The sequence below is a fragment of the Variovorax paradoxus genome, assembly GCF_022009635.1.
In the GTDB taxonomy this organism is placed as follows: domain Bacteria; phylum Pseudomonadota; class Gammaproteobacteria; order Burkholderiales; family Burkholderiaceae_C; genus Variovorax.
This window is the reverse complement of record NZ_CP091716.1, coordinates 3,475,464-3,499,672: the sequence shown is the minus strand read 5'-3', so window position 1 is coordinate 3,499,672 and position 24,209 is coordinate 3,475,464. Positions and strand designations below refer to the sequence as shown.

The 24,209-nt window shown below is 65.9% G+C and carries 18 protein-coding genes, 1 tRNA gene and 1 riboswitch; of the genes, 9 read left to right on the top strand and 10 right to left on the bottom strand.

The features are described 5' to 3' along the window. Positions 1-134 precede the first annotated feature (134 nt). The 6 genes from L3V85_RS16235 to cysS all read right to left on the bottom strand — a co-directional run bounded on the left by L3V85_RS16235 (position 135) and on the right by cysS (position 5,609). Positions 135-227: transfer RNA gene (locus L3V85_RS16235), tRNA-Ser, on the bottom strand. A 27-nt stretch (positions 228-254) separates the two neighbouring features. Continuing rightward, complete coding sequence (locus tag L3V85_RS16230) at positions 255-1,523, bottom strand: aspartate kinase (RefSeq protein WP_237680085.1); 1,269 nt, start codon at positions 1,521-1,523, stop codon at positions 255-257. A 54-nt stretch (positions 1,524-1,577) separates the two neighbouring features. Continuing rightward, entirely contained in the window at positions 1,578-2,555 is a 978-nt protein-coding gene (gene tilS, locus L3V85_RS16225) for a tRNA lysidine(34) synthetase TilS (protein WP_237680084.1), read from the bottom strand. A gap of 13 nt (positions 2,556-2,568) precedes the next feature. After that, positions 2,569-3,549 carry an acetyl-CoA carboxylase carboxyltransferase subunit alpha gene (locus tag L3V85_RS16220; RefSeq protein WP_198084781.1) on the bottom strand — a complete coding sequence of 327 codons (981 nt, stop codon included), beginning with the start codon at positions 3,547-3,549 and terminating at the stop codon, positions 2,569-2,571. A gap of 15 nt (positions 3,550-3,564) precedes the next feature. Next, on the bottom strand, positions 3,565-4,215 hold the full coding sequence (locus tag L3V85_RS16215) for a DNA-3-methyladenine glycosylase family protein (protein WP_237680083.1): 651 nt from the start codon (positions 4,213-4,215) through the stop codon (positions 3,565-3,567). A 17-nt stretch (positions 4,216-4,232) separates the two neighbouring features. Then, a complete protein-coding gene (cysS, locus tag L3V85_RS16210; protein ID WP_237680082.1) occupies positions 4,233-5,609 on the bottom strand; it encodes a cysteine--tRNA ligase in 1,377 nt (458 codons plus the stop codon). 189 nt (positions 5,610-5,798) lie between these two features. Between cysS and L3V85_RS16205 the strand changes: the two genes are divergently transcribed. From L3V85_RS16205 to L3V85_RS16180, 6 genes are all read left to right on the top strand, one after another. After that, on the top strand, positions 5,799-6,386 hold the full coding sequence (locus L3V85_RS16205) for a tetratricopeptide repeat protein (RefSeq protein ID WP_237680081.1): 588 nt from the start codon (positions 5,799-5,801) through the stop codon (positions 6,384-6,386). An 86-nt stretch (positions 6,387-6,472) separates the two neighbouring features. Continuing rightward, a complete protein-coding gene (locus tag L3V85_RS16200) occupies positions 6,473-7,066 on the top strand; it encodes a peptidylprolyl isomerase (protein WP_237680080.1) in 594 nt (197 codons plus the stop codon). A gap of 26 nt (positions 7,067-7,092) precedes the next feature. After that, entirely contained in the window at positions 7,093-7,605 is a 513-nt protein-coding gene (locus tag L3V85_RS16195) for a peptidylprolyl isomerase (RefSeq protein ID WP_237680079.1), read from the top strand. Between the two features lie 31 nt (positions 7,606-7,636). Continuing rightward, the gene (locus L3V85_RS16190) at positions 7,637-8,407 is read left to right on the top strand and encodes a UDP-2,3-diacylglucosamine diphosphatase (protein WP_237680573.1); all 771 of its coding nucleotides are present in this window, start codon (positions 7,637-7,639) and stop codon (positions 8,405-8,407) included. A 17-nt stretch (positions 8,408-8,424) separates the two neighbouring features. Further along, positions 8,425-9,228 carry a zinc-dependent peptidase gene (locus tag L3V85_RS16185; RefSeq protein WP_237680078.1) on the top strand — a complete coding sequence of 268 codons (804 nt, stop codon included), beginning with the start codon at positions 8,425-8,427 and terminating at the stop codon, positions 9,226-9,228. Between the two features lie 81 nt (positions 9,229-9,309). After that, the gene (locus L3V85_RS16180; RefSeq protein ID WP_237680077.1) at positions 9,310-9,906 is read left to right on the top strand and encodes a hypothetical protein; all 597 of its coding nucleotides are present in this window, start codon (positions 9,310-9,312) and stop codon (positions 9,904-9,906) included. A gap of 70 nt (positions 9,907-9,976) precedes the next feature. On the opposite strand, the gene L3V85_RS16175 is transcribed toward L3V85_RS16180, so the two are convergent. Together L3V85_RS16175 and L3V85_RS16170 are read right to left on the bottom strand one after the other, a co-directional pair. Next, positions 9,977-12,820, bottom strand: coding sequence for a DUF349 domain-containing protein (locus L3V85_RS16175; RefSeq protein ID WP_237680076.1), 2,844 nt, complete (start codon positions 12,818-12,820; stop codon positions 9,977-9,979). 203 nt (positions 12,821-13,023) lie between these two features. Beyond that, complete coding sequence (locus tag L3V85_RS16170) at positions 13,024-16,845, bottom strand: DUF748 domain-containing protein (RefSeq protein WP_237680075.1); 3,822 nt, start codon at positions 16,843-16,845, stop codon at positions 13,024-13,026. 673 nt (positions 16,846-17,518) lie between these two features. Here L3V85_RS16170 and L3V85_RS16165 point away from each other — a divergent pair. The 3 genes from L3V85_RS16165 (at position 17,519) to nrdR (ending at position 20,280) form a co-directional block, all read left to right on the top strand. Then, positions 17,519-18,370, top strand: a complete 852-nt coding sequence (locus tag L3V85_RS16165) for a lytic transglycosylase domain-containing protein (RefSeq protein ID WP_237680074.1) — start codon at positions 17,519-17,521, stop codon at positions 18,368-18,370. Between the two features lie 30 nt (positions 18,371-18,400). Further along, positions 18,401-18,526, top strand: a riboswitch (ZMP/ZTP riboswitch). A 41-nt stretch (positions 18,527-18,567) separates the two neighbouring features. After that, positions 18,568-19,812: a serine hydroxymethyltransferase gene (glyA, locus tag L3V85_RS16160; RefSeq protein ID WP_237680073.1), complete on the top strand. Its 1,245-nt coding sequence runs from the start codon at positions 18,568-18,570 to the stop codon at positions 19,810-19,812. Between the two features lie 24 nt (positions 19,813-19,836). Further along, on the top strand, positions 19,837-20,280 hold the full coding sequence (gene nrdR, locus L3V85_RS16155; protein ID WP_007836918.1) for a transcriptional regulator NrdR: 444 nt from the start codon (positions 19,837-19,839) through the stop codon (positions 20,278-20,280). Between the two features lie 36 nt (positions 20,281-20,316). Here the strand turns inward: nrdR and L3V85_RS16150 are convergent, their stop codons facing one another. Next, on the bottom strand, positions 20,317-20,778 hold the full coding sequence (locus L3V85_RS16150; protein WP_237680072.1) for a type IV pilin protein: 462 nt from the start codon (positions 20,776-20,778) through the stop codon (positions 20,317-20,319). A 20-nt stretch (positions 20,779-20,798) separates the two neighbouring features. Further along, positions 20,799-24,194, bottom strand: coding sequence for a pilus assembly protein (locus L3V85_RS16145; protein WP_237680071.1), 3,396 nt, complete (start codon positions 24,192-24,194; stop codon positions 20,799-20,801). Between the last annotated feature and the right edge of the window lie 15 nt (positions 24,195-24,209).

The window sequence follows — 24,209 nt, the reverse complement described above, 5'->3', positions numbered from 1 at the left end:
GTGGGCGTTGCCCACGGGCGGTACCGAGTGGTGTTGTGCGGGCTCCCGAAACTGCACGACGCTTGAGTGCTCTCGATGCAGCACAGCTGCAAAAAACAAAAAAGCCCAGTAGCGTGAAAGCTACTGGGCTTGTTTGGCGGAACCGGAGGGATTCGAACCCTCGATGAGGCTCTACACCCCATACTCCCTTAGCAGGGGAGCACCTTCGGCCACTCGGTCACAGTTCCTGAAAGAAGCCACGATTATGCCATTACTTAGGCGCTCGGTTGATCCAGATCGAAGGCTTTATGCAGTGCGCGCACTGCAAGTTCCATATATTTTTCGTCGATCACGACAGAGGTCTTGATTTCGCTGGTCGAGATCATCTGGATGTTGATGCCCTCTTCGCTCAGCACGCGGAACATCTTGCTCGCGACGCCCACGTGGCTGCGCATGCCGATGCCCACGATGCTGACCTTGCAGATCTTGGTGTCGCCGACGATCTCGGTCGCGCCCAGCGAAGGCATCACCTTCGACTGCAGCAGGTCGACCGTCTTCGCATATTCGTTGCGATGCACGGTGAAGCTGAAGTCGGTCTTGCCGTCCTTGCTCAGGTTCTGGATGATCACGTCGACTTCGATGTTGGCGTCTGCCACGGCACCGAGGATGTGATACGCGATGCCGGGCTTGTCGGGCACGCCGAGCACCGAGATCTTGGCTTCGTCGCGGTTGAATGCGATGCCGGATACGACGGCTTGTTCCATGTTTTCGTCTTCCTCGAAAGTGATCAGCGTGCCGGACTTGGCCTCTTCATTGATGTCGATGTCCCACGGCGTGAAGCTCGAGAGCACACGCAGCGGCACCTTGTACTTGCCGGCGAATTCCACCGAGCGGATTTGCAGGACCTTGGAGCCCAGGCTCGCCATTTCGAGCATCTCTTCGAAGCTCACGGTCGTCAGGCGACGCGCATCGGGCTCGACGCGCGGGTCGGTCGTGTAGACGCCGTCCACGTCGGTGTAGATCAGGCACTCGTTCGCCTTCATGGCCGCGGCAATGGCCACGGCCGAAGTGTCGCTGCCGCCACGGCCGAGCGTGGTGATGTTGCCGTCGTCGTCCACGCCCTGGAAGCCGGTGATGACCACCACCTTGCCCGCGTTCAGGTCGGCCATCACGCGCGCATCGTCGATGCTTTCGATGCGGGCCTTGGTGTAGGAGTTGTCGGTGCGCACCGAGACTTGCCAGCCGGCGTAGCTGACCGACTCGACGCCCTCTGCCTGCAGCGCGATGGCCAGCAGCGCCGAAGACGCCTGCTCGCCGGTCGAGGCCAGCATGTCGAGTTCGCGGTTGTGGGCCACGCCGGGTTTGCTGGGCGCCAGCTCCTTGGCCAGGCCGAGCAGGCGGTTGGTCTCGCCGCTCATGGCACTCGGAACCACGATCATCTGGTGGCCTGCGCGCGCCCACTTGGCGACGCGCTTGGCGACATTCTTGATGCGCTCGGTCGAGCCCATCGACGTACCGCCGTATTTGTGAACGATCAATGCCATGGGTGAAATCAGAGAAAAGAAAAGGGCCGCTTGAAGACGGCGCCCTGCAAGCTGTCAGAGCAAAGTCTTCGGCGAGGGCGGGGCATTGTACCAATGCAGGAAATCGCCCTGCCGCTCGATGAATCCGGCGGCCACCTTGAGATGAATCCGGTGGCCGCGCGTGGTGCAGGCGCGGACCTGGCTGAGCAACTGGTCGAGCTGCGCCGCGCTGGGCGCGCAGCCGTGGGCCTGCATCAGCCAATGGCGCAGCACATTGGCCTGCCGGGCATGCGACAGGGTCTGTAGCGTCGCGATGCGCGGCGGGTTGCCCACCGTCTCGAGATCTTGCGCGGCGAATTCGTCCAGCAGCTCCTGCGCCTGCGCCGCATGGCCGATGCTTCGCGCGAAGGTGGCGCGGAACTGCGGAAAAGCCTGCGCCAATGCCGGAAGCACCACGGCGCGAATCCGGTTGCGGGTATAGCGCGCGTCGCCGTTGGTCGGGTCTTCGATCCAGGGCAGGCCACGCCCGGCCAGCCATTCGCGAATATCGGCACCCGACACAGCCAGCAACGGGCGATAAATTTCGAGCCCGCTGCGCTCCGCGCGCGCCGGCATGGCAGCCAGCCCAGGGAGCCCCGCACCGCGCGAAAGCGCCAGCAGCAGGGTTTCGATCTGGTCGTCGGCGTGGTGGCCCAGCGCTATCGATTTGACAGCCGCCCTTCCCTCACTCATGCGCGCCATTTCGGCAAACGCGCCGTAACGGGCGCGGCGGGCCGCATCTTCCGGACTGTCTCCGCGCGCATGCCGCGCATCGACACGATGCACGCGCAGCGGCACGGCCAGACGCTCGCAGACGTCGCGGCAATGCTGTTCGAAATCGTCGGCCGCGGCCTGCAGCCCGTGATGCACGTGGAAGGCGACCACCTCGCCCGGCCGGCGTGTCGCGCAGGCAGCCAGCAAGGCCGTGGAATCGGCGCCGCCGCTGAACCCCACCGCCAGCGGCCAATGCGCCGGCTCGAACGCGGCCATGGCGCGTTCGAAAGCGGAGTTCATGACGGAGACTGCGTTACCTGCCGTTGTCGGCCTTGGTGTCGTTGAAGCGGCCGTAGCTCTGCAGGCGCTCGTAGCGGCGCTCCAGCAGTTCCTTCGGCTTCAGGTCGCTGACCTGGCGGAAGGCGTCGTTGAGCGCGCGCTTCAGGAACGCGGCCATCTGGCGATGGTCGCGGTGCGCGCCGCCCACGGGCTCGTTCACGATCTTGTCGACCAGGCCCAGCGCCTTCAGGCGGTGCGCGGTGATGCCCAGTGCATCGGCCGCTTCCTGGGCCTTGTCGCTGGTCTTCCAGAGGATGGAAGCGCAGCCTTCGGGGCTGATGACCGAGTAGATCGAATACTGCAGCATCACCAGTTGGTCGCCAACCGAAATGGCCAGCGCGCCGCCGGAGCCGCCCTCGCCGATGATCGTGACGATGATCGGCACCTCGAGCTGCGCCATCTCGAAGATGTTGCGGCCGATGGCTTCCGACTGGCCGCGCTCTTCGGCGTCGATGCCTGGGTAGGCGCCGGGCGTATCCACGAAGGTGAACACGGGCAGCTTGAATTTCTCGGCCGTCTTCATGAGCCGCAGGGCCTTGCGGTAGCCCTCGGGCTTGCTCATGCCGAAGTTGCGCGCGGTGCGCTCCTTGGTGTCGCGGCCCTTCTGGTGGCCCAGCACCATGCAAGGCACGCCGTTGAAGCGCGCCAGTCCGCCCACGATCGACAGGTCGTCCGAGAAATGGCGGTCGCCGTGCAGTTCGACGAAATCGGTGAAGATTTCGTTGACGTAGTCGAGCGTGTAGGGGCGCTCCGGATGCCGGGCGATCTTGGTGATCTGCCAGGGCGTCAGGTCGCTGTAGATGTCCTTGGTGAGCTGCTGGCTCTTCTTGCCGAGCTGATCGATTTCTTCAGAAATGTCGACCGCCGATTCGGTCTGTACATAGCGCAGTTCTTCGATTTTTGTTTCGAGTTCAGCAATGGGCTGCTCGAAGTCGAGGAAGGTTCGTTTCGCCAACGTCTTCTCCTGTGTTCAATATGCGACTGGAACCGGGTCCAGTGATCGCCAAATATACCAAGTCGCCACGCTGCAATACGGGGCCCAGGCCACGGCGACGTCGCGGGCATCGCTGCGGCTGACCGGATCGCCGGAAAAATAATTGACGCTGATGCCGTTGAGCAGCCCCAGGTCGTCCACAGGCAGCACGTTCGGGCGCATCAGGTGGAAGATGAGGAACATCTCGGCCGTCCAGCGGCCGATGCCGCGGATGGCCACGAGCTCTTCGATGATGAGCTCGTCCGACATGTCCTTCCACGAATCGACGTGCACCATGCCCGAATCGAAGTGCAGGGCCAGGTCGACGAGGTACTCGATCTTGCGCGCCGAGAGCCCTGCTCCGCGCATGTCGTCGACCTTGAGCTTGAGTACGTTGGCCGGCGTCAGCTTGCGCGGCAGCGCGGCGAACTTGTCCCAGACCGACTGCGCGGCCTTCACCGAAATCTGCTGGCCGACCACGCTGCGCGCCAGCGTGGTGAACGCGTCACCGCGCGACTCCAGGCAGGCGTCGCCGAACTTCGGGATCAACCGCTTCATGACGCGGTCTTTCTTGGAGAGATGCTTGCATGCCTCTTCCCAATAGTCCGGCGTATAGATCTGTACGCTGGATTTCTTGGTGGCGGGCATGGGATTCGTCGTACCGTTCACTGCGCGGCCGCCCAGGTCGTTCCCGTGGGCGAATCCTTGAGCACGATGCCCTGCTCGAGGAGTTCCTGGCGAATGCGATCGGCTTCGGCGAAATTCTTTGCCGCCTTGGCAGCGGCGCGCTCCGCGATGCGGGCCTGGATGGCGGCGTCGTCCAGCGTGCTGCCGGCCTGCAGGAAGGATCGCGGGTCGCCCTGCAGCAAACCCAGCGAACCGGCCAGCGCCTTCAGCAAGCCGGCCGTCTCGGCGGACTTGGTGCGGTTGACTTCGCCGGCCAGCTCGAACAGCACGGCAATGGCTTCGGGCGTGCCGAAATCTTCGTCCATGGCGGCCTTGAAGCGCGCGGCATAGGGCTGGGTCCAGTCGATGGACACGTCGGCCGGCGCGACCAGGTCGAGCGCGGTGTACAGGCGCTTGAGCGAATTGCGGGCGTCGTCGAGGTGGGCGTCGCTGTAGTTGAGCGCGCTGCGGTAGTGCGTGCGCACCAGGAAAAAACGCAGGCTCTCGGCGTCGTACTTCTGCAGCACTTCGCGGATGGTGAAGAAGTTGCCCAGGCTCTTGGACATCTTCTCGTTGTCCACGCGCACGAAGCCGTTGTGCACCCAGAAGCGCGACAGCGGCTTGCCGTTGGCGCCTTCGCTCTGGGCAATTTCGTTCTCGTGGTGCGGGAACTGCAGGTCGGCGCCGCCGCCGTGGATGTCGAAGGTCTCGCCCAGGGTGGCGCAGCTCATGGCCGAGCACTCGATGTGCCAGCCCGGCCGGCCGGTGCCGTAGGCGCTTTCCCATTTGGCGTCGGCGGGCTCGGTCGGCTTGGCGGCCTTCCAGAGCACGAAGTCGAGCGGGTCCTGCTTGCCGTCGAGCACGGCCACGCGCTCGCCGGCGTGCAGTTCGTCGAGCGACTTGCCCGACAGCTTGCCGTAGCCCGGGAACTTGCGCACCGCGTAATTCACGTCGCCGTTGTCCGAGCGGTAGGCCAGGCCCTTGTGCTCCAGCTTCTCGATGATGCCGAGCATCTGCGGCACGTATTCGGTGGCGCGCGGCTCGATGGTGGGCGGCTCGATGCCGAGCGCGCCGATGTCCTCGTGCATGGCCGCGATCACCTCGTCGGTCAGCTCGCGGATGGTGATGCCGCGCTGCACCGAGCGGGCGATGATCTTGTCGTCGATGTCGGTGATGTTGCGCACGTAGGCCACGGCGTAGTCGCTGGCGCGCAGCCAGCGCTGCACCACGTCGAACGCCATCATCATGCGGGCGTGGCCGATATGGCAGAAATCGTAGACCGTCATGCCGCAAACGTACATGCGCACCTGTCCGGGTTGCAGGGGGGAGAATTCCTCCAATTCACGCGACAGCGTGTTGTAGATGCGCAGACTCATGAGATTCGGAAAACGTCGCTTCGCGCACGTGCGGCACGGGCGAACGACGGTGTTTTTCAGGGGTGACGGGGGCTGTGGTCGCGAGGGGTTGGACATGGCCCCTCGGCTACAATGCAACCTAGTATAAACGGCTGCTGCCGAGTATCTCCCGGGTGTTCCCCAAGCCCGCACTTCCCACTCCGAGGCTTCATGAAGCACGCCGCTTTCTCCAGACTCTCCCTTGCTTTCGTATTGCTCTTCAGCCTGTGGGGCGCCGCGCATGCCAACGAGTATGACGACGTGAATACGCTGCTGCGCCAGGGCAAGCCGGCCGAGGCGCTCGCCAAGGCCGACACCTACATCGCCGGCAAGCCGCGCGACCCGCAGATGCGCTTCCTGCGCGGCGTGATCCTCACCGAGCAGAACAAGCAGGACGAGGCCATCGCCGCCTTCACCCAGCTCACGCAAGACTTCCCCGAGCTGTCCGAGCCCTACAACAACCTGGCCGCGCTCTATGCGTCGCAAAGCAAGTTCGACCAGGCACGCTCGGCCCTCGAGCAGGCCATCAAGCTCAACCCGAACTACGCCACGGCGCACGAGAACCTCGGCGACGTGTACGCCCGCCTCGCGGCCCAGGAATACGTGCGCGCCCAGCAGTTCGCCAGCACCAACCCGAGCGTCGCGCCCAAGCTGGCGCTGATCCGCCAGATCTTCACGCCCAAGACCGAAGCCGAGGCCGCCGCGCTGCCCGCCGCGCCCACCGTCATCCGCAAGCCGGTCGGCCGCACCAGCAAGTAAGAAGCAAGCGAGCAAGGTCTCCTGCGCGACGGCGATCTCTTCGTCGCGCGGCCCCGGCTCTTTCTCATACGCATACGGAGCATCACTTGACGATCCACGCCTTTTCCCGATTCAGCCGCCGCAGCGCCCTGGTGCTGGCCGCAGCCCTCACCTTCGCCGCCGCCGGCCACGCACAGACGGCCTCGCCGCGCGTCAAGCTCGCCACTTCGGCCGGCGACATCGTGGTCGAGCTCGACGCCGCCAAGGCACCCAAGTCGGTCGAGAACTTCCTGCAGTACGTCAAGGACAAGCACTACGACGGCACGGTGTTCCACCGCGTCATCGACGGCTTCATGATCCAGGGCGGCGGCTTCACCGCCGACCTGAAGCAAAAGCCCACCCGCGCGCCCATTCCGCTGGAAGCCAGCAACGGCCTGAAGAACGACAAGTACACCATTGCGATGGCCCGCACCGGCAACCCCGATTCGGCCACCTCGCAGTTCTTCATCAACGTGAAGAACAACGACTCGCTCAACGCGCCCAGCCCCGACGGCTACGGCTACACCGTGTTCGGCAAGGTCGTCTCCGGCACCGACGTGGTCGACAAGATCCGCGCCGTGCAGACCGGCAACAAGGGCGGCATGCAGAACGTGCCCGTCGAGCCCATCACCATCCAGTCCGCCACCGTGGTGGCAAAGTAATCCGTTTTCCGAAGAAGGAGTCCCTCATGAGCAACCCCCAAGTCGAACTGCACATCAAGAACTACGGCGTGATCACGCTCGAACTCGACGCCGCCAAGGCGCCCAAGTCGGTCGAGAACTTCGTCTCGTACGTCAAGAAGGGCCACTACGACAACACGGTGTTCCACCGCGTGATTCCCGGCTTCATGGTGCAAGGCGGCGGCTTCGAGCCCGGCATGACGCAAAAGCCCACCGGCGCCGAGATCGAGAACGAAGCCAACAACGGCCTGAAGAACGACAACTACACCGTCGCCATGGCCCGCACCAGCGCGCCCCACTCGGCCACCGCCCAGTTCTTCATCAACGTGTCGAACAACGGCTTCCTGAACCACACCGCACCCTCGGCCCAGGGCTGGGGCTATGCCGTGTTCGGCAAGGTCATCGCCGGCACCGAAGTGGTCGACAAGATCAAGGCCGTGAAGACCGGCCGCAAGGGCTTCCATGACGACGTGCCGCTCGAGGACGTCGTGATCGAGAAGGCCGTCGTCACCGCTGAATGATGAGCGGCAACAGGCGCGGCGCGGCATGAACATGGTGGCAGACCCGGCTTTCGCAGAGCTGGTGGCGCCGCCCACGTGGCGCACCGTCGACCTGATCTCCGACCTGCACCTGCAGGCCGGAGAACCCGCCACCTTCGAGGCCTGGCAGGGCTACCTGCAGACCACGCCGGCCGACGCGCTGATCATCCTCGGCGACCTGTTCGAAGTGTGGGTCGGCGACGATGCCGCCGCCCAACCCGGCTTCGAGGCGCAATGCGCCGAACTGCTGCGCCGCACGGCGCAGCGGCTGCCGGTGTACTTCATGCACGGCAACCGAGACTTCCTCGTCGGCTCCGCGCTCGCGGCGCAATGCGGCTTCACGCTGCTCGACGACCCCACGGTGCTGGTGCTGCATGGCCAACGATGGCTGCTGAGCCACGGCGACGCCCTCTGCCTCGAAGACACCGACTACCTCAAGTTCCGCGCCCAGGTGCGCACGCCCGCATGGCAGGCCGCGTTTCTCGCGCGCCCGCTCGAAGAACGCCGGGCGCTCGCGCGCTCGATGCGGGTGCAGAGCGAAGACCGCAAGCGCGATCCCTCGGTCGTCTGGGCCGACGTCGACACCGCCGCCGCGCGCCAATGGCTGCAGCAGGCACAAGCCCATGTGCTGGTGCACGGCCACACGCACCGCCCCGCCGATCACGACCTGGGCGAAGGCCTGCGCCGCATCGTGCTGAGCGACTGGGACGCCGCCGCCCACCCGCCGCGCGCGCAGCTGCTCTGTCTTTCCTCCGCCGGCGCGCAGCGCGTCGATCTGCGCTAGCCGCGCCGCCGCCACCGATGTTCAAGTGGCTGCGCCGGTTGCGCGCCCTGCCCCCGATTCCTGATGCCGCCTGGCAGGCCGTGCTCAAGCGATACGCCTTCCTCGCCGACCGTCCCGCCGCCGACCGGCAGCGGCTGCGCACCCTCACGGCCGAGTTCCTGCGCGACAAGGAATTCCACGGCGCCCGCAACTTCAGCATCACCAACGAAGTGGCGCTGGCCATCGCGGCGCAGGCGGTGCTGCCGGTGCTGCATCTCAGGGGCGGCCTGGACTGGTACGACGATTTCGTCGGCATCGTGGTGCACCGCTCCGAGGTCGTGGCCCGCCGCAAGGTGGTCGACGACGCGCAGGTCGTGCACGAGTACAACGAGGTCGTGGCCGGCGAAGCCATGGACCGTGGCCCGGTCATGCTGAGCTGGGACGACGTGCTCGCGAGCAGCATCACCTCGGACCGCGGCTACAACGTCGTGATCCACGAGTTCGCCCACAAGATCGACATGCGCAACGGCGACGCCAACGGCTGCCCGCCGCTGCCGGCCGGCTTTGCGGGCAAGCGCAATCCGCGCGAGGCACGCGCGGCATGGATGGCGGTACTGAAGCCCGCCTATGACGACTTCCGCGAGAAAACCATACTGGCAGAACGCTTCGGCGCCGAGCCGCCGTGGCTCGATGCGTATGGGGCCACGTCGATCAGCGAGTTCTTCGCGGTCGCCTGCGAGGCCTACTTCGTGAACCGCCCGAATTTCGGCCGGGACTTCCCCGAAGTGCTCGCGATTTTCGATGAATTCTTTCTGCCTAAAAGGCCTCAATCTCACGCCTGATCTCGATTGTTTGCTATCTATTCAATAGCACTTTAGCCTTTAGCATTGACGGGTTATCAACTCGCAAAAAAGGTAAACAACATGAGGGATTGGATCTATCAAATCACCGGCAAGGCATGGCTCGCGCTGGTGTTCGGTATCGGGATACTGGGGTGGGCGGGCTACGCGCAGTTCAAGGCCAACGCCGACACGCACGGCACGGCGGTCGAAGACCTGGTGGCCAAAAGCGGCACCATCGTCAGCGGAAGCGAAATCACCGAAACCACCAAGCGCCGGCGAGGCGGCAGCACGACGCGTCACTATTTCGTGCTCGATGCCAAGGTGGCCGACGGCAGCACCGAGAAATGGCGCGTCGACTATGCGGTCGGGCGCAGCAAGCTGGAGCCGCTGATCGACGAAGCCGTCGACGTGCGCGTCGACCCCTCGGACAACAACCTGGTCTACGAGGTCAAGCTGAAGGGGCAGCCGGTGGTCTCGCTCGCGGACGTGCAGAAGATCATGGAAAACAAGGACAAGGCAGCGGCATCGAGCGCCACCGACAAGGGCACGCTGATCGTCGGCGCCGTCGCCCTGCTGCTGGGCATCGGCGGGCTCTTCGTCCGGCGCCGCATTGCCAGCGGCTACGTGGCCGAACAGGCCAGCGCGGTTCAGACGCCCGTGATCGGCGAGAAGGTCTGACAACGCCGCAGTAACCACCCTGCGGCCCAAAGAAAAAGACGCCCTTCGAGGGCGTCTTTTTCATGTGCGCTTACTTGCGCAGCAGTGCCTTCAGCGCGTTCTGCAGGCGGCGGGCGCTCGTTGCGTCGTGCGCGGCTGCCAGCACCTTGCCGGCATCCTGGCCCCAGGTCTGGGCCGGCGCCGGATCGCCGCGCTTCGTCAGCAGCTTGAGCTGCAGCGCGCGGCGTGCGTCGAGCTGTTCTGCAGGCGTCGGCACTTCGGCGGCCATTTCGAGGCGCAGCAGCGCTTCGGCGGCATCGCCGGCAGCAGCCGTCGGCGCGGAACCGATCGCCTGCGACCAGCCGGTGCGCACGGCCGGCGTGACCGCACGGCCCAGCTCCTGGACGCTGGGCAGGCGGGCGGCATCACGCTGCTCCCAGGCGCCAAGCACTTGCGTCAGGGCTTCGCCGTGCGCTTGCGCGGCGAGCTTGCGCAGCGCCATGTCGGCGCGCTCGAGCGCTTCGCGCTGGGCACGGAAAGCCGCATCGCCGAGGCGCGGGCCGCGGTCTTCGAAACGCGGCGGACGGTCGCCGAAGCGGCCACCAGGCGCGCCGCGATCGCCACGGTCCCCGCGCGCGTCGGAACGCGGAGCGCCACGATCGCCGCCGGGGCGACCCGGACCGCCCGCGCCGGGCCGACCCGCGTCACGCCGGTCGCCGAAGCGGCCGCCGGCACCGCGAGCGGCGGGCGCCGCCTCGGTCTTCTTGCTGCTCGGGCGGTCGTCGCCGCGCATGGCCACCACGGGCTTGGGCGCCGGCTTCGGCGCGGCCGCGGGTGCTTCCGCAACTGCATCGGAGCGAGCCGACGCATCGGCGCCGTCGGCGGGCGCCACCAGGTCGGCCGAAGCAGCGGGTGCCTCTGTGTGCGTGCCGGGCGAGGCTTCCGCATCGCTCGGGCTCGGCGCCTGTTCGGCGCTTTCGCCTAATTCGGCGGCCGCCTGGCCCGGTGCCACGACCTCCGTCGCACCGACCGACGGACCGTCGCTCGCCGGGGCGGCCTGCTCCGCCTTCGGGGCCGGCGGCGGCGCTTCGCCGCGCAGCGCGCCTTCGAGGCGGGCGATGGCCGCGCGGATCTTCTGCACGTCGCCACCGGCATTGGCGGCATCGAGCGCCTTGGAGGCCTCGAGCACATGGCGGTCGTGCTCGCTCATTGCGGCCGAAGCCTTTTCGCGCTCGGCCGTCTTGCGGTTGAAAGCCTCGTCGATGGGGGCGCGGAAGGCGTCCCACAGTTTCTGTTCGTGGCGGCGGTCGAGCGGCACGCCTTGTGCCTCGGCCTGCCAGCGCTGCTGCAGCGCCTTGACGGCGTCGATGCGCAGCACCGGCTGGGCGCCGAGCTCGGTCGCCTCGGCGATCATGGCCTGGCGGCGTTCGACACTCGCCTTCTGCGCGGTCTCGAACGGTGCGCGGGCGGCGCCGAAGGCTTCGTTCCACTGCGGCTGCAGTTCGGCGAACACCTTCTCGCCCACATGGCCGGCGTCGCGCCAGCGGTCGGCAAACTGGTGCAGCGCGCGGTTGTGCGCCTTCAGGTCGGTGGCACCGGCGTGTTCCGCCGCCCAGGCCTTGACTTCTTCGATCAGTGCCACGCGGTGGGCGCGGTGCTCGGCCGCGTCGGCGCGAACCTTCTCGAGCCAGGCCTCGACCACCTTGTGGGCCTCGTTGCAGGCTTCGTCGAAGCGCTTCCACAGCGCGTGGTTCGGGACGCCGCCCTGGTCGGCCTGCTTCCATTGGTCGCGCAGGGCACGCAGCGTTTCCTGCATCTTGCGGCCGCCGAGGGCCTGGCCTTCGGGCCGCTTGAGCAGGCCTTCGGCCTTGGCGACGAGGTCTTCGCGCACCTTGTCGGCGCTCCAGCGCTGCCAGCCTTCGAGTTCGCCGGCGGCCACGAGTGCGGCGTGCACACGGGCTTCGAGCGGTGCCTCGACCAGCTTGCCATGCTCCTTGAGCACGGCGCGCAGCGCGGCGGCGGCACCGGCGCTGGCCTTGCCGTGTCCTTCGGCGGTTTCCTGCTCGAGCTTGGCGAGCGCAGCCTGCACCGCGTCTTGCGCGGCAGCGCGGACGGCCGGATCGACCTTGGGCGCGGCGGGGCGTGCGGGAGCGGCGGGCTTCGGCGCCACGGCTTCGCCGCGCGCGGCGCGCAGTTCGTCGGCCCACACGGGCACCGGCGGCAGCGGCGCCGCGGCGTCTGCAGCGGCGGCAATCGCCAGGGCCAGCGCGCTATGGAAGGAGTCGGAGACAACCAGCAGTTGCGACTTCGACGATTCGAGCTGCGGCGCGAACTTGGCGTCCAGGCTAGTCCAGTTGGCGTCGCCGGTGATTTCTGTCGCCTGTTGCTGCCAGTGGGACACGTCGGCGCGCAGCGATTCTTCAGCCGCCTGGGCGTCCTGCCAGCCCTTGGTCGACAGCACTTCGAAGCGCTGGGCCAGCAGCACGGCGGCTTCGCGGTGCACCTGTGCGCGGTGCTGCAAGTCTTCGATGCCCTTGACGCGCTCGGCCAGCTTGAGCTTCAGCCCGGCCAGCGGTTCGCGCGACAGCGGTGCGCCGGCCTTGGCGGCGTCGCGCTGCCACGCCAGTGCGTCGGCGATGTTGAGCTTGGACTGCGCCAGCAGCGCCTCGGCCTTCTGTGCCCACTCGGCGGCAATGGCCTCCTGGCCCTTGGCGCGCTTGAGTTCGTCGAGTTTTTCGCGCAGCAGGCGCGCGGCGCCCTTGTCACGTCCGCTCAGTTCCTTGAAGACTTCCTGCATCTGCTCGGGCGCGGGGTTGCCAGCGAGCCAGTCGCGGATGCGCGCGGCGCGCTCGCCGGAAGTCGGCGCGGTGAAGGCGCCGCCGGTCAGCGTGTCGAGGGCCTGAATGTCGTGTGGCTTGGAAGAAGTAGAGGTCACTGCGCGAAATCGTTGTCTTAGTAGAGAAAGCGAAGGCGCCGGCAAAGGCCGGCGCACATCGACATTTTCACCCACTTGCGGCCGGCCACCGAATTCCGTCCTGGAACCGTGGCGAGCCCCGGGGTTGCTGGCTGGGAGATTGTCGGACTACATATATAGCAAGCTGTAGAAAAAAACCAAGTCCCTGAGGAGGTTCGGCCCGGTCACTTCATGGTCAGGCTGAGTTCCGCGCCCGGCTTCCAGTCGGCGCCGCTGGCGGTGGTGCGCACCGCGCCCAGGAACAGGCGCTCGCTCGGCAGGTTCTTCGCGAGCAGGTAGTCGCGCACTGCAGCGCCGCGCTCGACCGCCAACTGCCGCATCGACTCTTCGTCGACCGGCACGCTCGCGAACAGCAGATTTTCCATGTCCTTGAGCGGCAGGTCTTTGGCGAGGCCGACGAGGTTGCGCGGCTTCGTGATGTCCGCGCGCTTGTAGACGGCGGTCAGCAGCTCGGGGTATTCGGCATCAGTGACGGGCGGCACGTCGGTGCCGGTCTGGCCGCCGCGCACGGCGACGCGGCGCTTCTCGGCCAGGGTGAGCTGGCGCACGCGCTGGCGCTGGTAGGCGTCGCGTTCCTTCTCGAGGCTGGCGGTGCCGACGACCGTCATCTGCAGCGTGGGCCGGTCGGTCAGCGCCTTCGCGACCTTGTCGAGGCTTTCCTTGGCGGCCGCGCTCAGGTCGGAGCTGCCGGCATCGAAGGTGATGGCGCTCGACTCGCCGCTGCCACCGCCCAGGCCACCGGTCAGCAGGCTGAACGGCGCCGTCACGGCCTTGACGATCAGGTTGACCACGGCCTTCCAGATCAGCGGGCCGACGCTGAATTGCGGGTCGTTGAGCGAACCGCTCAGCGGCAGGTCGACATCGATCACGCCATTGCGGTCGGCCAGCAGGGCCACCGCCAGCTTCACGGGCAGGCTCGCGGGCGCGCCCGCCACCTCGTCGCCGAACTGCAGCTGGTTGAGCACCAGCTTGTTGGTGGCCGTGAGCTGGCCGTCGGCCGCCACCTTGTAGTTGACGTCCATGCTCATCTTGCCGCGCTCGATGCCGTGGCCGGCGTAGCGCACCGAATACGGCGACAGCGGCGCCAGGTCGAGGTCGCGCATCTTGGCGGTGATGTCGAGTTCGATCGGCTTGACCAGCGGATTGAGCTTGCCGGTGATTTCCAGCGCGGCGGTCTGCTGCGCCTTGCCGCGCAGCTCGAGGTCGGCCAGCGCGGGCCGGCCGCCCTCGCCCTTCGGCGGATTGGACGAGAAGGAGCTGAGCTTGCCGGTCAGTTCGCTGAGGTCGGCCGAGTAGTTGGGCTTGACGAACAGGTCGGTGAAGTCGATCTTGCCGTTCACCAGGCTCATCGGGCCGAAGTTGATGACTGGCGCGAGGCCCGTGTCGGCAGCAGCGGGCGCGGGCGTGGCCGCGGCGGTTGCCACCGGCTTGGCGGGCTCGGGGGCGCCGCCGACCATTTCCTCGGCCGACACCGCGCGGCCTGTGGACCGTTGAGCCGGCGCGCGGGCCGTCGTGGTGGTAGTCGTTCCGCCCGGTCCCTTGCGGGTGCTGGCCTCGCCAGCCGCCGCGGCTGCTGCGGTGGCTTCCGCCTCGCCCTTCTTGGTCAGGCTCAACAGGTTGAGCCGGCCGGTGGGGTCGACGATCACGCGGGCGAAGAAGTCGGTCAGCGTGGTTTCGCGCACATCGACCGTCGGGGCGGCGTTGGGCGCCATGCTGACTTGCAGGCCGCGCAGGCTCAGCGTCTTCCAGCTGAGCAGTTGGTTGGTGTTCCGGTCAAAGCCCGGCGATTGCGTCAGCGAGACGCTGTTGGCGCGGAAGTCGTCGAGCGCGGTGTCGCCGGCCAACTTGATGCTCATGCCGGCGGGCGTGGTCGTGTAGTGCACCGTGCCGCGGTAGCTCGCGAAGGCGCGGCGGATGTCGACGTTGAGCGCGTCGGCGTAGTAGGCCTTGAAGGCATGCGCCGGGAACGACGCCACCTCGAGCCGGCCCTCGGCCGCCAGCGGCTTGAGCACGACGTTGCCCTTGTAGTCGAAGCGGCCCGGGTCGGAGCGCCCGGAACCGATGCGGCCCGACACCTCCAGCGGCGAAACGGTGTTGGTTTCAGGTGCGATCTTCTGGGCCAGCAGCTTGAACGCGGTGACTTCCATCGTCACCGGGGTGGCGGAAGCCTTGTCCGCATAAGAGAGCGCACCGTTGTCGATGGCCAGCTTGCCGACGGTCAACGCCCAGGGCTTGGTGTTGGCACCGGGCTGCGGCGCCTCGGCGGCGGCCGGCTTGGGTGCGGCCACCTTGGCTTCGGCCTCCTTGGTGCCGCCGCCGGCCGGCGTCTTGAGCCAGCGCTCGAACATCCAGCGCTTTTCGTTGTCGCGCTCGATGCGCACCTTGGGGTTGGTGGCGGTGAACGAGGCCACGTTCAGCGTGTGCTTCGTCATGTCGGCCTCGGCGTCGATCAGCTCGAAGCGCCCCACGCTGGCCAACGCCGTCTTGGCTTGCGTCAGCGCGAGCCCGTCGGCGGCCAGGCGGCGCGCCTTGAACTTGAGGTCGGGCTGGGCCCAGGAAATGTCGATCTGGCCGCTGAGCTTGCCGTCCAGCGTGGGCTCCAGGCTCTGCGCCAGATAAGGAGCGGCCAGCGACAGCGGCAGCGCATCGACTTCGGTTTCCACGTCGGCCATCTTGTCGGTGGCGCTGCCCTTGAACTTGAGCGAGGCGCCGGCAATGGCGGTGCTGCCGCTGAACTGGGCTGGCTTGTCCATGGGCCAGATGACGGCCGTGACGTCGAGCCCGAGCTCGGTCACGTCGACGGCCGCAGTGGGCTTGACGGTTTCGTCGCGCCAGCCGATGCGGCCGCCGCTCAGCGCGATCTTGTCGACCTGCACCTTCAGCACCGGCTTTTCAGCGGGCTGGCCGGCCGCAGGGGTGGCCGGCGCCGCCGGCAGGGCCGCGGCCTTTTCGGTTGCGCCGGTGGCGGGGTCGGTCGCCAGCAGGTTGAGCTGGCCGGCGGCGTCGCGCGCCACCGCCAGCTGCGGATTGACCAGCGCGACCTCGCTCAGGTGGAACACCGACTCCAGCGGCCGCACGTCGTCCAGCGCGAGCTTGAGCGACTCGAAAGCCAGCAGGTCGCGGCCGCGCGCGTCGGCCACCTTGGTGGTGTGCGCCTCGACCGTGCCGGAAATCTTCAGACCGTTGGTGGCGCCGTGCTCGAACCCGATCTTCAGGTCGGCGTCGAGGCTGCCCGCCTGCAGGCGCACCGGCAGGCCACCCGGGATGTAGCCGAGGTAAGGCACCAGGTCGAGCCCCTTGAACTGCACGCGGGCGTCGGTCTTGCGGCTTTCTGCGAAGGGCGTGGTCAGCGCGCCCGAGTCGAACTTGCTGCCGTTGAGCACGAAGGCAAGCTTGGGCTCGGTGTTGACGTCACGCTTCGAATCGAGGTTGCTCAGGAAGGGCACCTTGAGCACGAAGTCGCGCAGCTCATGCCTGCGCTTGACGGTCTGGTCGTCGAAGTCGACCGAGCCGCCATTGATCGCGATGTTGTAAATGGCAAAGCGCGCGGGCTTGGCATTCGGGTCGGCTGGCGGGCCGGAAGACAGCTTGGCCAGGATGTCGTCGATGTCGTATTTGCCGTCGGCCTGGTGCGTGAGCAGGATGGCCGGCGCGTCGATCGTCACCGCATCGATCACCGGCGCGAGGCGGAAGACCGATTGCAGCTCCGCGTCGGCGTAGATGCGCTGGATGGCCACCTGCGGCTTGCTGCCGTCGGCGGTGGCGATGCGCAGGTCGTTCAGCGTGAGTTCGAGCGTCCAAGGCTTGAAGTCGACCTTGCCGACGGTCACCTGCCGGCCGAGCTTCTCGCTCGCGATTTTCTGAAGCTGGCTCTTGAGGATCGGCGGCACCGCCAGCCAGGCGATGGCCCAGAAGGCCAATAACGACAGCAACGCGACGATCCCACGCCGCACCCATTTGTTTTGTTTGATCGAAGCTACGTCCATCGCCGGAGTGTGCCGCAAACACGCGTCAACACTCCACTGCCAAAGCAGCCGAACGCCCGCTGCGGAAGAAATACCGGAAACACAGGGGAAGCGGCTCCGGCAGGGGCAAAAAAGAAAGCCCGGTGGCTCGACGAAAGTCTTGTCACCGGGCTTGATGGCGGGCGCTAGACCCATGCCATCGATTCGCGCGACCGGAAGTCAATGGTTCCCGCCGTGCTGGCAGCAAGAGATTGCCACCGTGGATCCTCGGTCGTTCGAGCCTTCGACTTGCACCTCGGGCTGCCTGACCTCGGAAAAACGCCTGAAACCTCAGGCCTGTTCAGATTAGGCGTCCCTCCCTTGCTTTGCAAATGCAAATTACAAAGGGGTTTCCCGTAAGCCAAAACGTTTCGAAACGGCGACTTTTTTAAACAACTATTAGCATAACGATTCAATTTCTTATGCTTGACCCGGTATTAACCCACGCTAGAATCCGCCCTGCTCTGACTGCCCGACGCAGCAGAGCCTCCCTGAATCCGCTGCCGAATCCCAACCGGCTTGATCAGGTCACCGCGCTCCTAACCCTCCTTCACTCCATGCGCGGAGCCTGATTCGTACCAATCCAAGCGCCGCTGCCTTCATCCATCGCCCTCACCGGCTTTGCGTTTCAGGTGCCGCACAGAAAGGAAGAGCGATGAACAAGGCGTTCGATGCCACAGCCCGCGGGCTACGGACCTTCGTGTCCGATGTGGCAGACGGCTTTTTTGAAATTACCCATAACGGGTTTGCACTGGTCGGTCTGGCCATCGTGTTCGCGGCCCTCGCCCTCGTGGCGCGGCCCGACCTGCGCAAGACCGGCGAGGAGCAACTGATGGGCTGGCTGCAGTCGCGCAAGCCCGCGCCTGAAGCCACCGACCTCGAGCCGACCGCCATCGAGCGCACCACGGCCGCGAGTCCCAGCGACCTGCCCAAGCAGCAGGCCGCCGTGGCTTACTGGTTGAGCAAGAAGTACAGCGTGGCGCCCGAGCCGCTGAGCGTGCTCGTCGCCGAGGCTTACAACATCGGCAAGCGCACCAAGCTCGACCCGACGCTGATCCTGGCCATCATGGCCGTGGAATCCAGTTTCAATCCCTTTGCCCAGAGCCACGTCGGCGCCCAGGGCCTGATGCAGGTCATGACCCGCGTGCATGGCGACAAGTACGAAAGCGCGGGCGGCACGCTCACCGCCTTCGACCCGGTGACCAACATGCGCGTCGGCGTGAAGGTGCTTCAGGAATGCATCTCCCGTGCCGGCTCTCTCGAAGGCGGCCTGCGCTACTACGTGGGCGCGGCCAACCTCGAAGACGACGGCGGCTACGCCGGCAAGGTGATGGCCGAGCACGAGCGCCTGCTGCAGGTTGCCAGCGGCCGCGCGCCGTCTGTGCTGCCGCCTCGCACGACCGTGCGCGCACAGCCGATTCCGGTCGTGACGCCGGCACCCGCGCCGGTCAAGGCCGATGAAGGCTCCGAACCCGCAAAGGTCGCCCTGCTTTCCGGCGTTTCCTGAAGCTGCCTTGGCCGGGTGTGAGCTACACTCGGCCTCGTACGCGACTGGCGATAGGCGCAGCACCCGAAAAAGGTGCCACGCGCTGACGTGGAATACCACTGGGAAGCGTGCCGCCTGGTCACCACAGGCGTTCAGCCGTTCGCCTGGGCAGCCCTTGTTTGGTTGAAGAACAAGGACCTCGTCTTCAAAGGACTGCCATGTACCAACGCAATATCCTGGTCGAACAGACCGATCCCGAAATCTGGGCCGCGATTCAAGCCGAAAACGCGCGCCAGGAACATCACATCGAGCTGATCGCCAGCGAGAACTACGCCTCGCCGGCCGTCATGGCCGCCCAGGGCTCGCAGCTCACCAACAAGTACGCCGAAGGCTACCCGGGCAAGCGCTACTACGGCGGCTGCGAGCACGTCGACGTGGCCGAGCAGTTGGCCATCGACCGCGTCAAGCAGATCTTCGGCGCCGATGCCGCCAACGTGCAGCCGCATTGCGGCGCCTCGGCGAATGAAGCCGTGATGCTGGCCTTCCTGAAGCCGGGCGACACCATCATGGGCATGAGCCTGGCCGAAGGCGGTCACCTGACCCACGGCATGCCTCTGAACATGAGCGGCAAGTGGTTCAATGTCGTGAGCTACGGCCTGGACGCCAACGAAGCCATCGACTACGACGCGATGGAACGCAAGGCGCATGAACACATGCCCAAGCTGATCATCGCGGGCGCTTCGGCCTACTCGCTGCGCATCGACTTCGAGCGCTTCGCCAAGGTGGCCAAGGACGTCGGCGCGATCTTCATGGTCGACATCGCCCACTACGCCGGCCTCGTGGCCGCGGGCGTGTACCCCAACCCGGTGCCGCACGCCGACATCGTCACCTCGACCACCCACAAGAGCCTGCGCGGCCCGCGCGGCGGCATCATCCTGATGAAGTCGCAACACGAGAAGGCCATCAACAGCGCGATCTTCCCCGGCCTGCAAGGCGGCCCGCTGATGCACGTGATTGCCGCCAAGGCCGTCGCGTTCAAGGAAGCCATGACGCCCGAGTTCAAGGCCTACCAGCAACAGGTGGTCAAGAACGCCCAGATCGTGGCCGACACCCTCACCGAGCGCGGCCTGCGCATCGTGAGCGGTCGTACCGAAAGCCATGTGATGTTGGTCGACTTGCGCGCCAAGGGGATCACCGGCAAGGAAGCCGAAGCCGTGCTGGGCAGCGCCCACATGACGATCAACAAGAACGCGATCCCCAACGACCCGGAAAAGCCGATGGTCACCAGTGGCGTGCGCATCGGCACCCCCGCCATGACCACCCGCGGCTTCAAGGACGAAGAGGCCCGCATCACCGCGAACCTGATCGCCGACGTGCTCGAGAACCCGCGCGACGCGGCGAACATCGAAGCCGTGCGCGCCAAGGTGCACGCGCTGACGAGCCGCTTCCCTGTCTACCGCTGATTCCGGAAAAGAAGACCTGACCGCATGAAATGCCCTTTTTGCGGTCATCTTGAAACGCAGGTCGTCGAGACCCGCGTTTCAGAAGACGCCGACTTCGTTCGCAGGCGCCGCCAGTGCAGCGCCTGCGACAAGCGCTTCACCACCTACGAGCGCCCGGACGTCAACTTCCCGGTCGTAGTCAAGAAAGACGGCAGCCGCGCTGATTTCGATTCGACCAAGGTGCGCGCCTCGATGATGCTGGCGCTGCGCAAGCGCCCGGTGAGCATCGAGCAGATCGACAACGCCCTGCTTCGCATCGAACAGAAGCTGCTGGCCAGCGGCCTGCGCGAAATCGACTCGACCAAGGTGGGCGAGCTCGTGATGCGCGAACTCAAGAAGCTCGACAAGGTCGCCTACGTGCGCTTTGCCTCGGTGTACCGCAGCTTCGAGGATGTGGACGAGTTCAGGCAGTTGCTGCGCGACATCTGAGCCCCGTCGGTCGCCGCCGGCTTTTCAAACGGCATTTCAACGATTCCAGCAAAGCTGCACCAGCGCGCTCGATGCGTTCGTGCTGCCGCCAGCCAGCTTGACGCCCTGGTGGTTGACCGTGAGCGTTCCGCATTCGTCGTTGCGCGAAGCCCCCGTGGGAACAGCCTGCAAGGTGTAGGTGATCTCGTTTCTCGCGACATAGCTGATGGAATAGCTCGCCGTACCGGACTGCGGCGCCTGGCTCAGCCCGGACGGCAGCGCGACGGTCCTCGGGGGGTAGCTCCCGTTGGCGGTCATGTAACGCTCGGTCCACTGCGCCGCCTGCAGCAGTTGCTGCTTGGCATCGGCTCGCTTGGCTCGCAGCACGTAGCGCGTATAGCTGGGATAGGCGATGGCGGCCAGGATGGCGATCACCGCGGTCACGATCATGAGTTCGATCAACGTGAAGCCACGCGAGCGAGCTTGCTTGCGGCGCAGCGCTTTGAAATATCTGTTCATGGTTTGCCTCCGCTGCGCCATCAGTTCGACGACGACATCAGATTTCGCCAGCCAAAGCGGCGCACGATGTCCGGCCTTATCGGCGCCTTGCACTCGCCCGCCGCATTGCAGATCACGTCCTTGCCCTTCTCCCGCCCCTGCGGCTCGAAGACGATGTCGTCCTTGCCCGAGCTGTTCCGGAAACCGAGATAGCCGGTCGTGGTGGTGGCGGCTGTGCCGTAGGCAATGCCGTCGGGGGCGGAGCCGTCGAAGAAGTCGACCACCATCGACCATCCGTCATCGTTGGTGCCCGCCGTGCAATCGAGCGCGTTGCTGCCGGAGCCGGGAACGGTGCTCGAGAACAGGCCGGCGCTGCTGCTCAAGGCGTCGCCCGGATAGACGATGCGCTCCTTGGCGGTCGGCAGCTGAAAGTACCAGCCCCGCTTGGCGCGAGAGCCGCTGTAGTTCACGCTGTTGTTCGAGACGGTGCGGAACTCGCCCCCCTCTTCCTCGACGGTGGAGGCGCCGACAGTCTGCGCCACGAGGTCGGTCAACACAGCCGTACCGGTACTGCCGTTGGCCCCGTCCCGAATGCCGTACAGGTACTGATTGGCGGTGCTGCTGTCGTCACCGACGGCAAACAGCCTTCCCGTTCCGAACACGACCATGTAGCCGCCGCGCGGGTGGCCGACGACCACCGGCGCCGCCGTGATCGGCTGCGTGGCGCCGGCCGCGAACAGCGGCACGTTGTCGAGGCTCGAGGCGGTGGCGGCGGAGCCCAGGGTGGCTTTCCACTTGCGGCTGTCGGGGTCGCTCAGGTCGAATCGCCACATGTTGCCCAGCAGATCGCCCGCATAGGCAAAGTCGACCTTGCCGTCGCCGTCACGGTCCACCACCCGCGGAGCGGACAGCCCGTTGCCGGTACCGGTGACCTGCGTGACGGGCGCGGGGATCTTGAGGATCGATTTGTCGCCGTCCAGATACTGGATCCACAGCATCGCCTTCTCGCTCGCGCTGTTGTAGCCGTTGCCCAGGATCACGGCCTTGCGGCCATTCTTCAGCGAGGCCACCTGCAGCGCGCGCCGGGAGAAGGAGTCGAGCGCCGGTTGCTGGAACTGGTGGCCCAGGTCGTCGTCGGAAAGCGCGGTCGTGTCGATGAGCGCCGTTTCGCGGGCCCTGGTCTCGTCGATGTCCTGGGGCTTGGTGACGTCGAGCACGAAGTAGCCTTTGCCGCCCGCCCCCAGCGTGCCCACGAGGAAAGACTTCCAAGCGGCCACCTTCTCGGCATCGGTGGTCGAGGCGGTGGCGGTCGCACCCATGTAAATGTCAGCCACGAAGGGGCTGCCGTCGACGTAGTACCTGTGCGAATAACTGCCTTCGCTGAGCCGCTTGAGCTTTGGCGCGGCCGCCGTGCCGTAGAGCCCCTCGGGCACGTAGGCGAACGCCTCCTGCCCGGTGCCCGCGTTGAAGGCATGCAGCATGCCGTCGTTGGCGCCCACGTAGACCATCGGCGTGCGGGCGATCGAGGCGAATTTGGCATAGGCGTCGTTGGTGAAGCCGCTGTTGGGCTTTCCCGCGTACCAGACGCTGGAACCCACGATGTCGCCGAGCACATGGCCGCGTTTGCGCAGCTCCAGTCCCGCGCCCTCGTTGCTGCGGTCTCCGCGCAGGAAGTCGAGCACCGCCCGCCCGAGCGCGATGCTTGCGTCATCGCTGCTGGTGCTTCCCTTGAGCGCGGCCTTTTGCGTATCGCTCAGGCTGGCCCATCGGAACGGGATGCCGCTCCCCCTTGTCGCGGCGCTGGTCGCCGTTGCCGCCGCGGTGCCCGAGAAACTGAGCACCTTGCGGTTGCTGTCGTGCGCGCCCCTTGCGGCCATGCGGGCGTCGAGCAGGTCGCGCGCGGACCAATCGGCGGAGCTCTCCAGCTGGCCGCTGGAGCCGAACCTGGTGGCGGTGAGCGTGCCGGACCAGTCGGCCGTGTCGTAGCCGGCCCTGTAGACAGCCGTGCCGGTCGACACCCTGGAGGCGCTGGCCGAAATGGAGGTCAGTGGGACGCTGGTGTTGAGCAGGATCTGGCCGATGATGGATCTGAAGGCGTCGCTGAGAGCGTTCGCGTTCGACGCCGGCGTGAAAGTGCCGCGGCTGTTCAGGGCGGCGTGCCAGAGATCCATGCGGACGGCAGCGGTGTTGGACTCGGTTTCGTGCCAGTAGCCGGATGCCGATGCGCCGGCGTTCCAAACAACAAGTCCTTGCCCCATGGGGCTGGAGCCCAAAGAGTTCACCAATGGGTCGACCCACGCGATCGAACCGTCCACCAAGCGGGCATAGTCTCCACTGTAGGTCGGCTGGGGCGCACTCGCCGTGATCGCGGGCGCTCCGGCCCATGAAGACGCAGCGCCGAAACCGATGGTGTAAGTCGTCAGATGCTGCCAATTGGCCGGATCGTTCTTGGGGTTCCAGTACTCCGGAACCATCGCGGTTCCCACCATCGTGTTGCCGCCTTCGGCAATCACCTTTTTCACATTGTTCGATATGCCCGGCTGCAAGTCGCTGGCCCAGTAATGGAAGGACATGTCGGCCAAGGTAGGCCGATATTCGGCCGTGGGTTTCCAGACGTCCTTGTTCCCGCTCTTCTCCTTGCTCCAATTGGAAGGAAGATTGATGGCGCCAGCGTTGTCCTTGTAGGGCGCACGCGGCAGATAGACCACGGAGTCGGGCAAGACTCGACGCGCCCCGTCCACATTGCCGATGATCGGCATGTTGAGTTGCGCCGGATCCGGATTGAATCCGAAGAGGTTGTACTCGCCGTCCGTCATGAAGATGTGGAACGATTTCCGGCAACTCGACTGCGTAGCCCCCTCTACTCCCGGATCGTCCGAATACGGGCTGTATTGGCCGGTGGTCTTCATGTATTCGCCGGCCCGAGTCATCATGGCATGCAGCGGTGTTCCGCCGTTTGCGGTCAAGGCATCGACCCAGGACATGAAGTTGGCGCGATGCGTGCTGTCCAACGAGCGCATCAGGTTTGCATTGCTTTGGCCTCCAAACTTGCATTTGCTGGCCTGATAAGGCCCCTCAGAGATATCGCCGAAGAAACCGACACAACTGTTCTCGTCGCGGCCGAGATTCATCGCCTGCCAGGAGAGCCGGATCCGGTCGTTGGGAATGTTGGCCGCGGAGAAGTTGTCTTTGAGCGCCTTCTTGAGTGCTTCTATCCGGTTGGGGGTTCCGGGAGGCGGCGAGCTTGTTTCCGACGCCCAGGACGAGAAACTCATACTTCCCGAGTTGTCGACAGACACGATCACGTTCGGCGCCGGCTCCCTGATCGCGGTGTTGCGCGGCGCCTGTATCAACGGATATTGCGCGGCATGGCCGACGCACTGCGCCAGCACCAAGCTGACGGCCACGGCAGCTCTCGAAAACTCTTTGATATTCATATCCCTCCCTCTCGC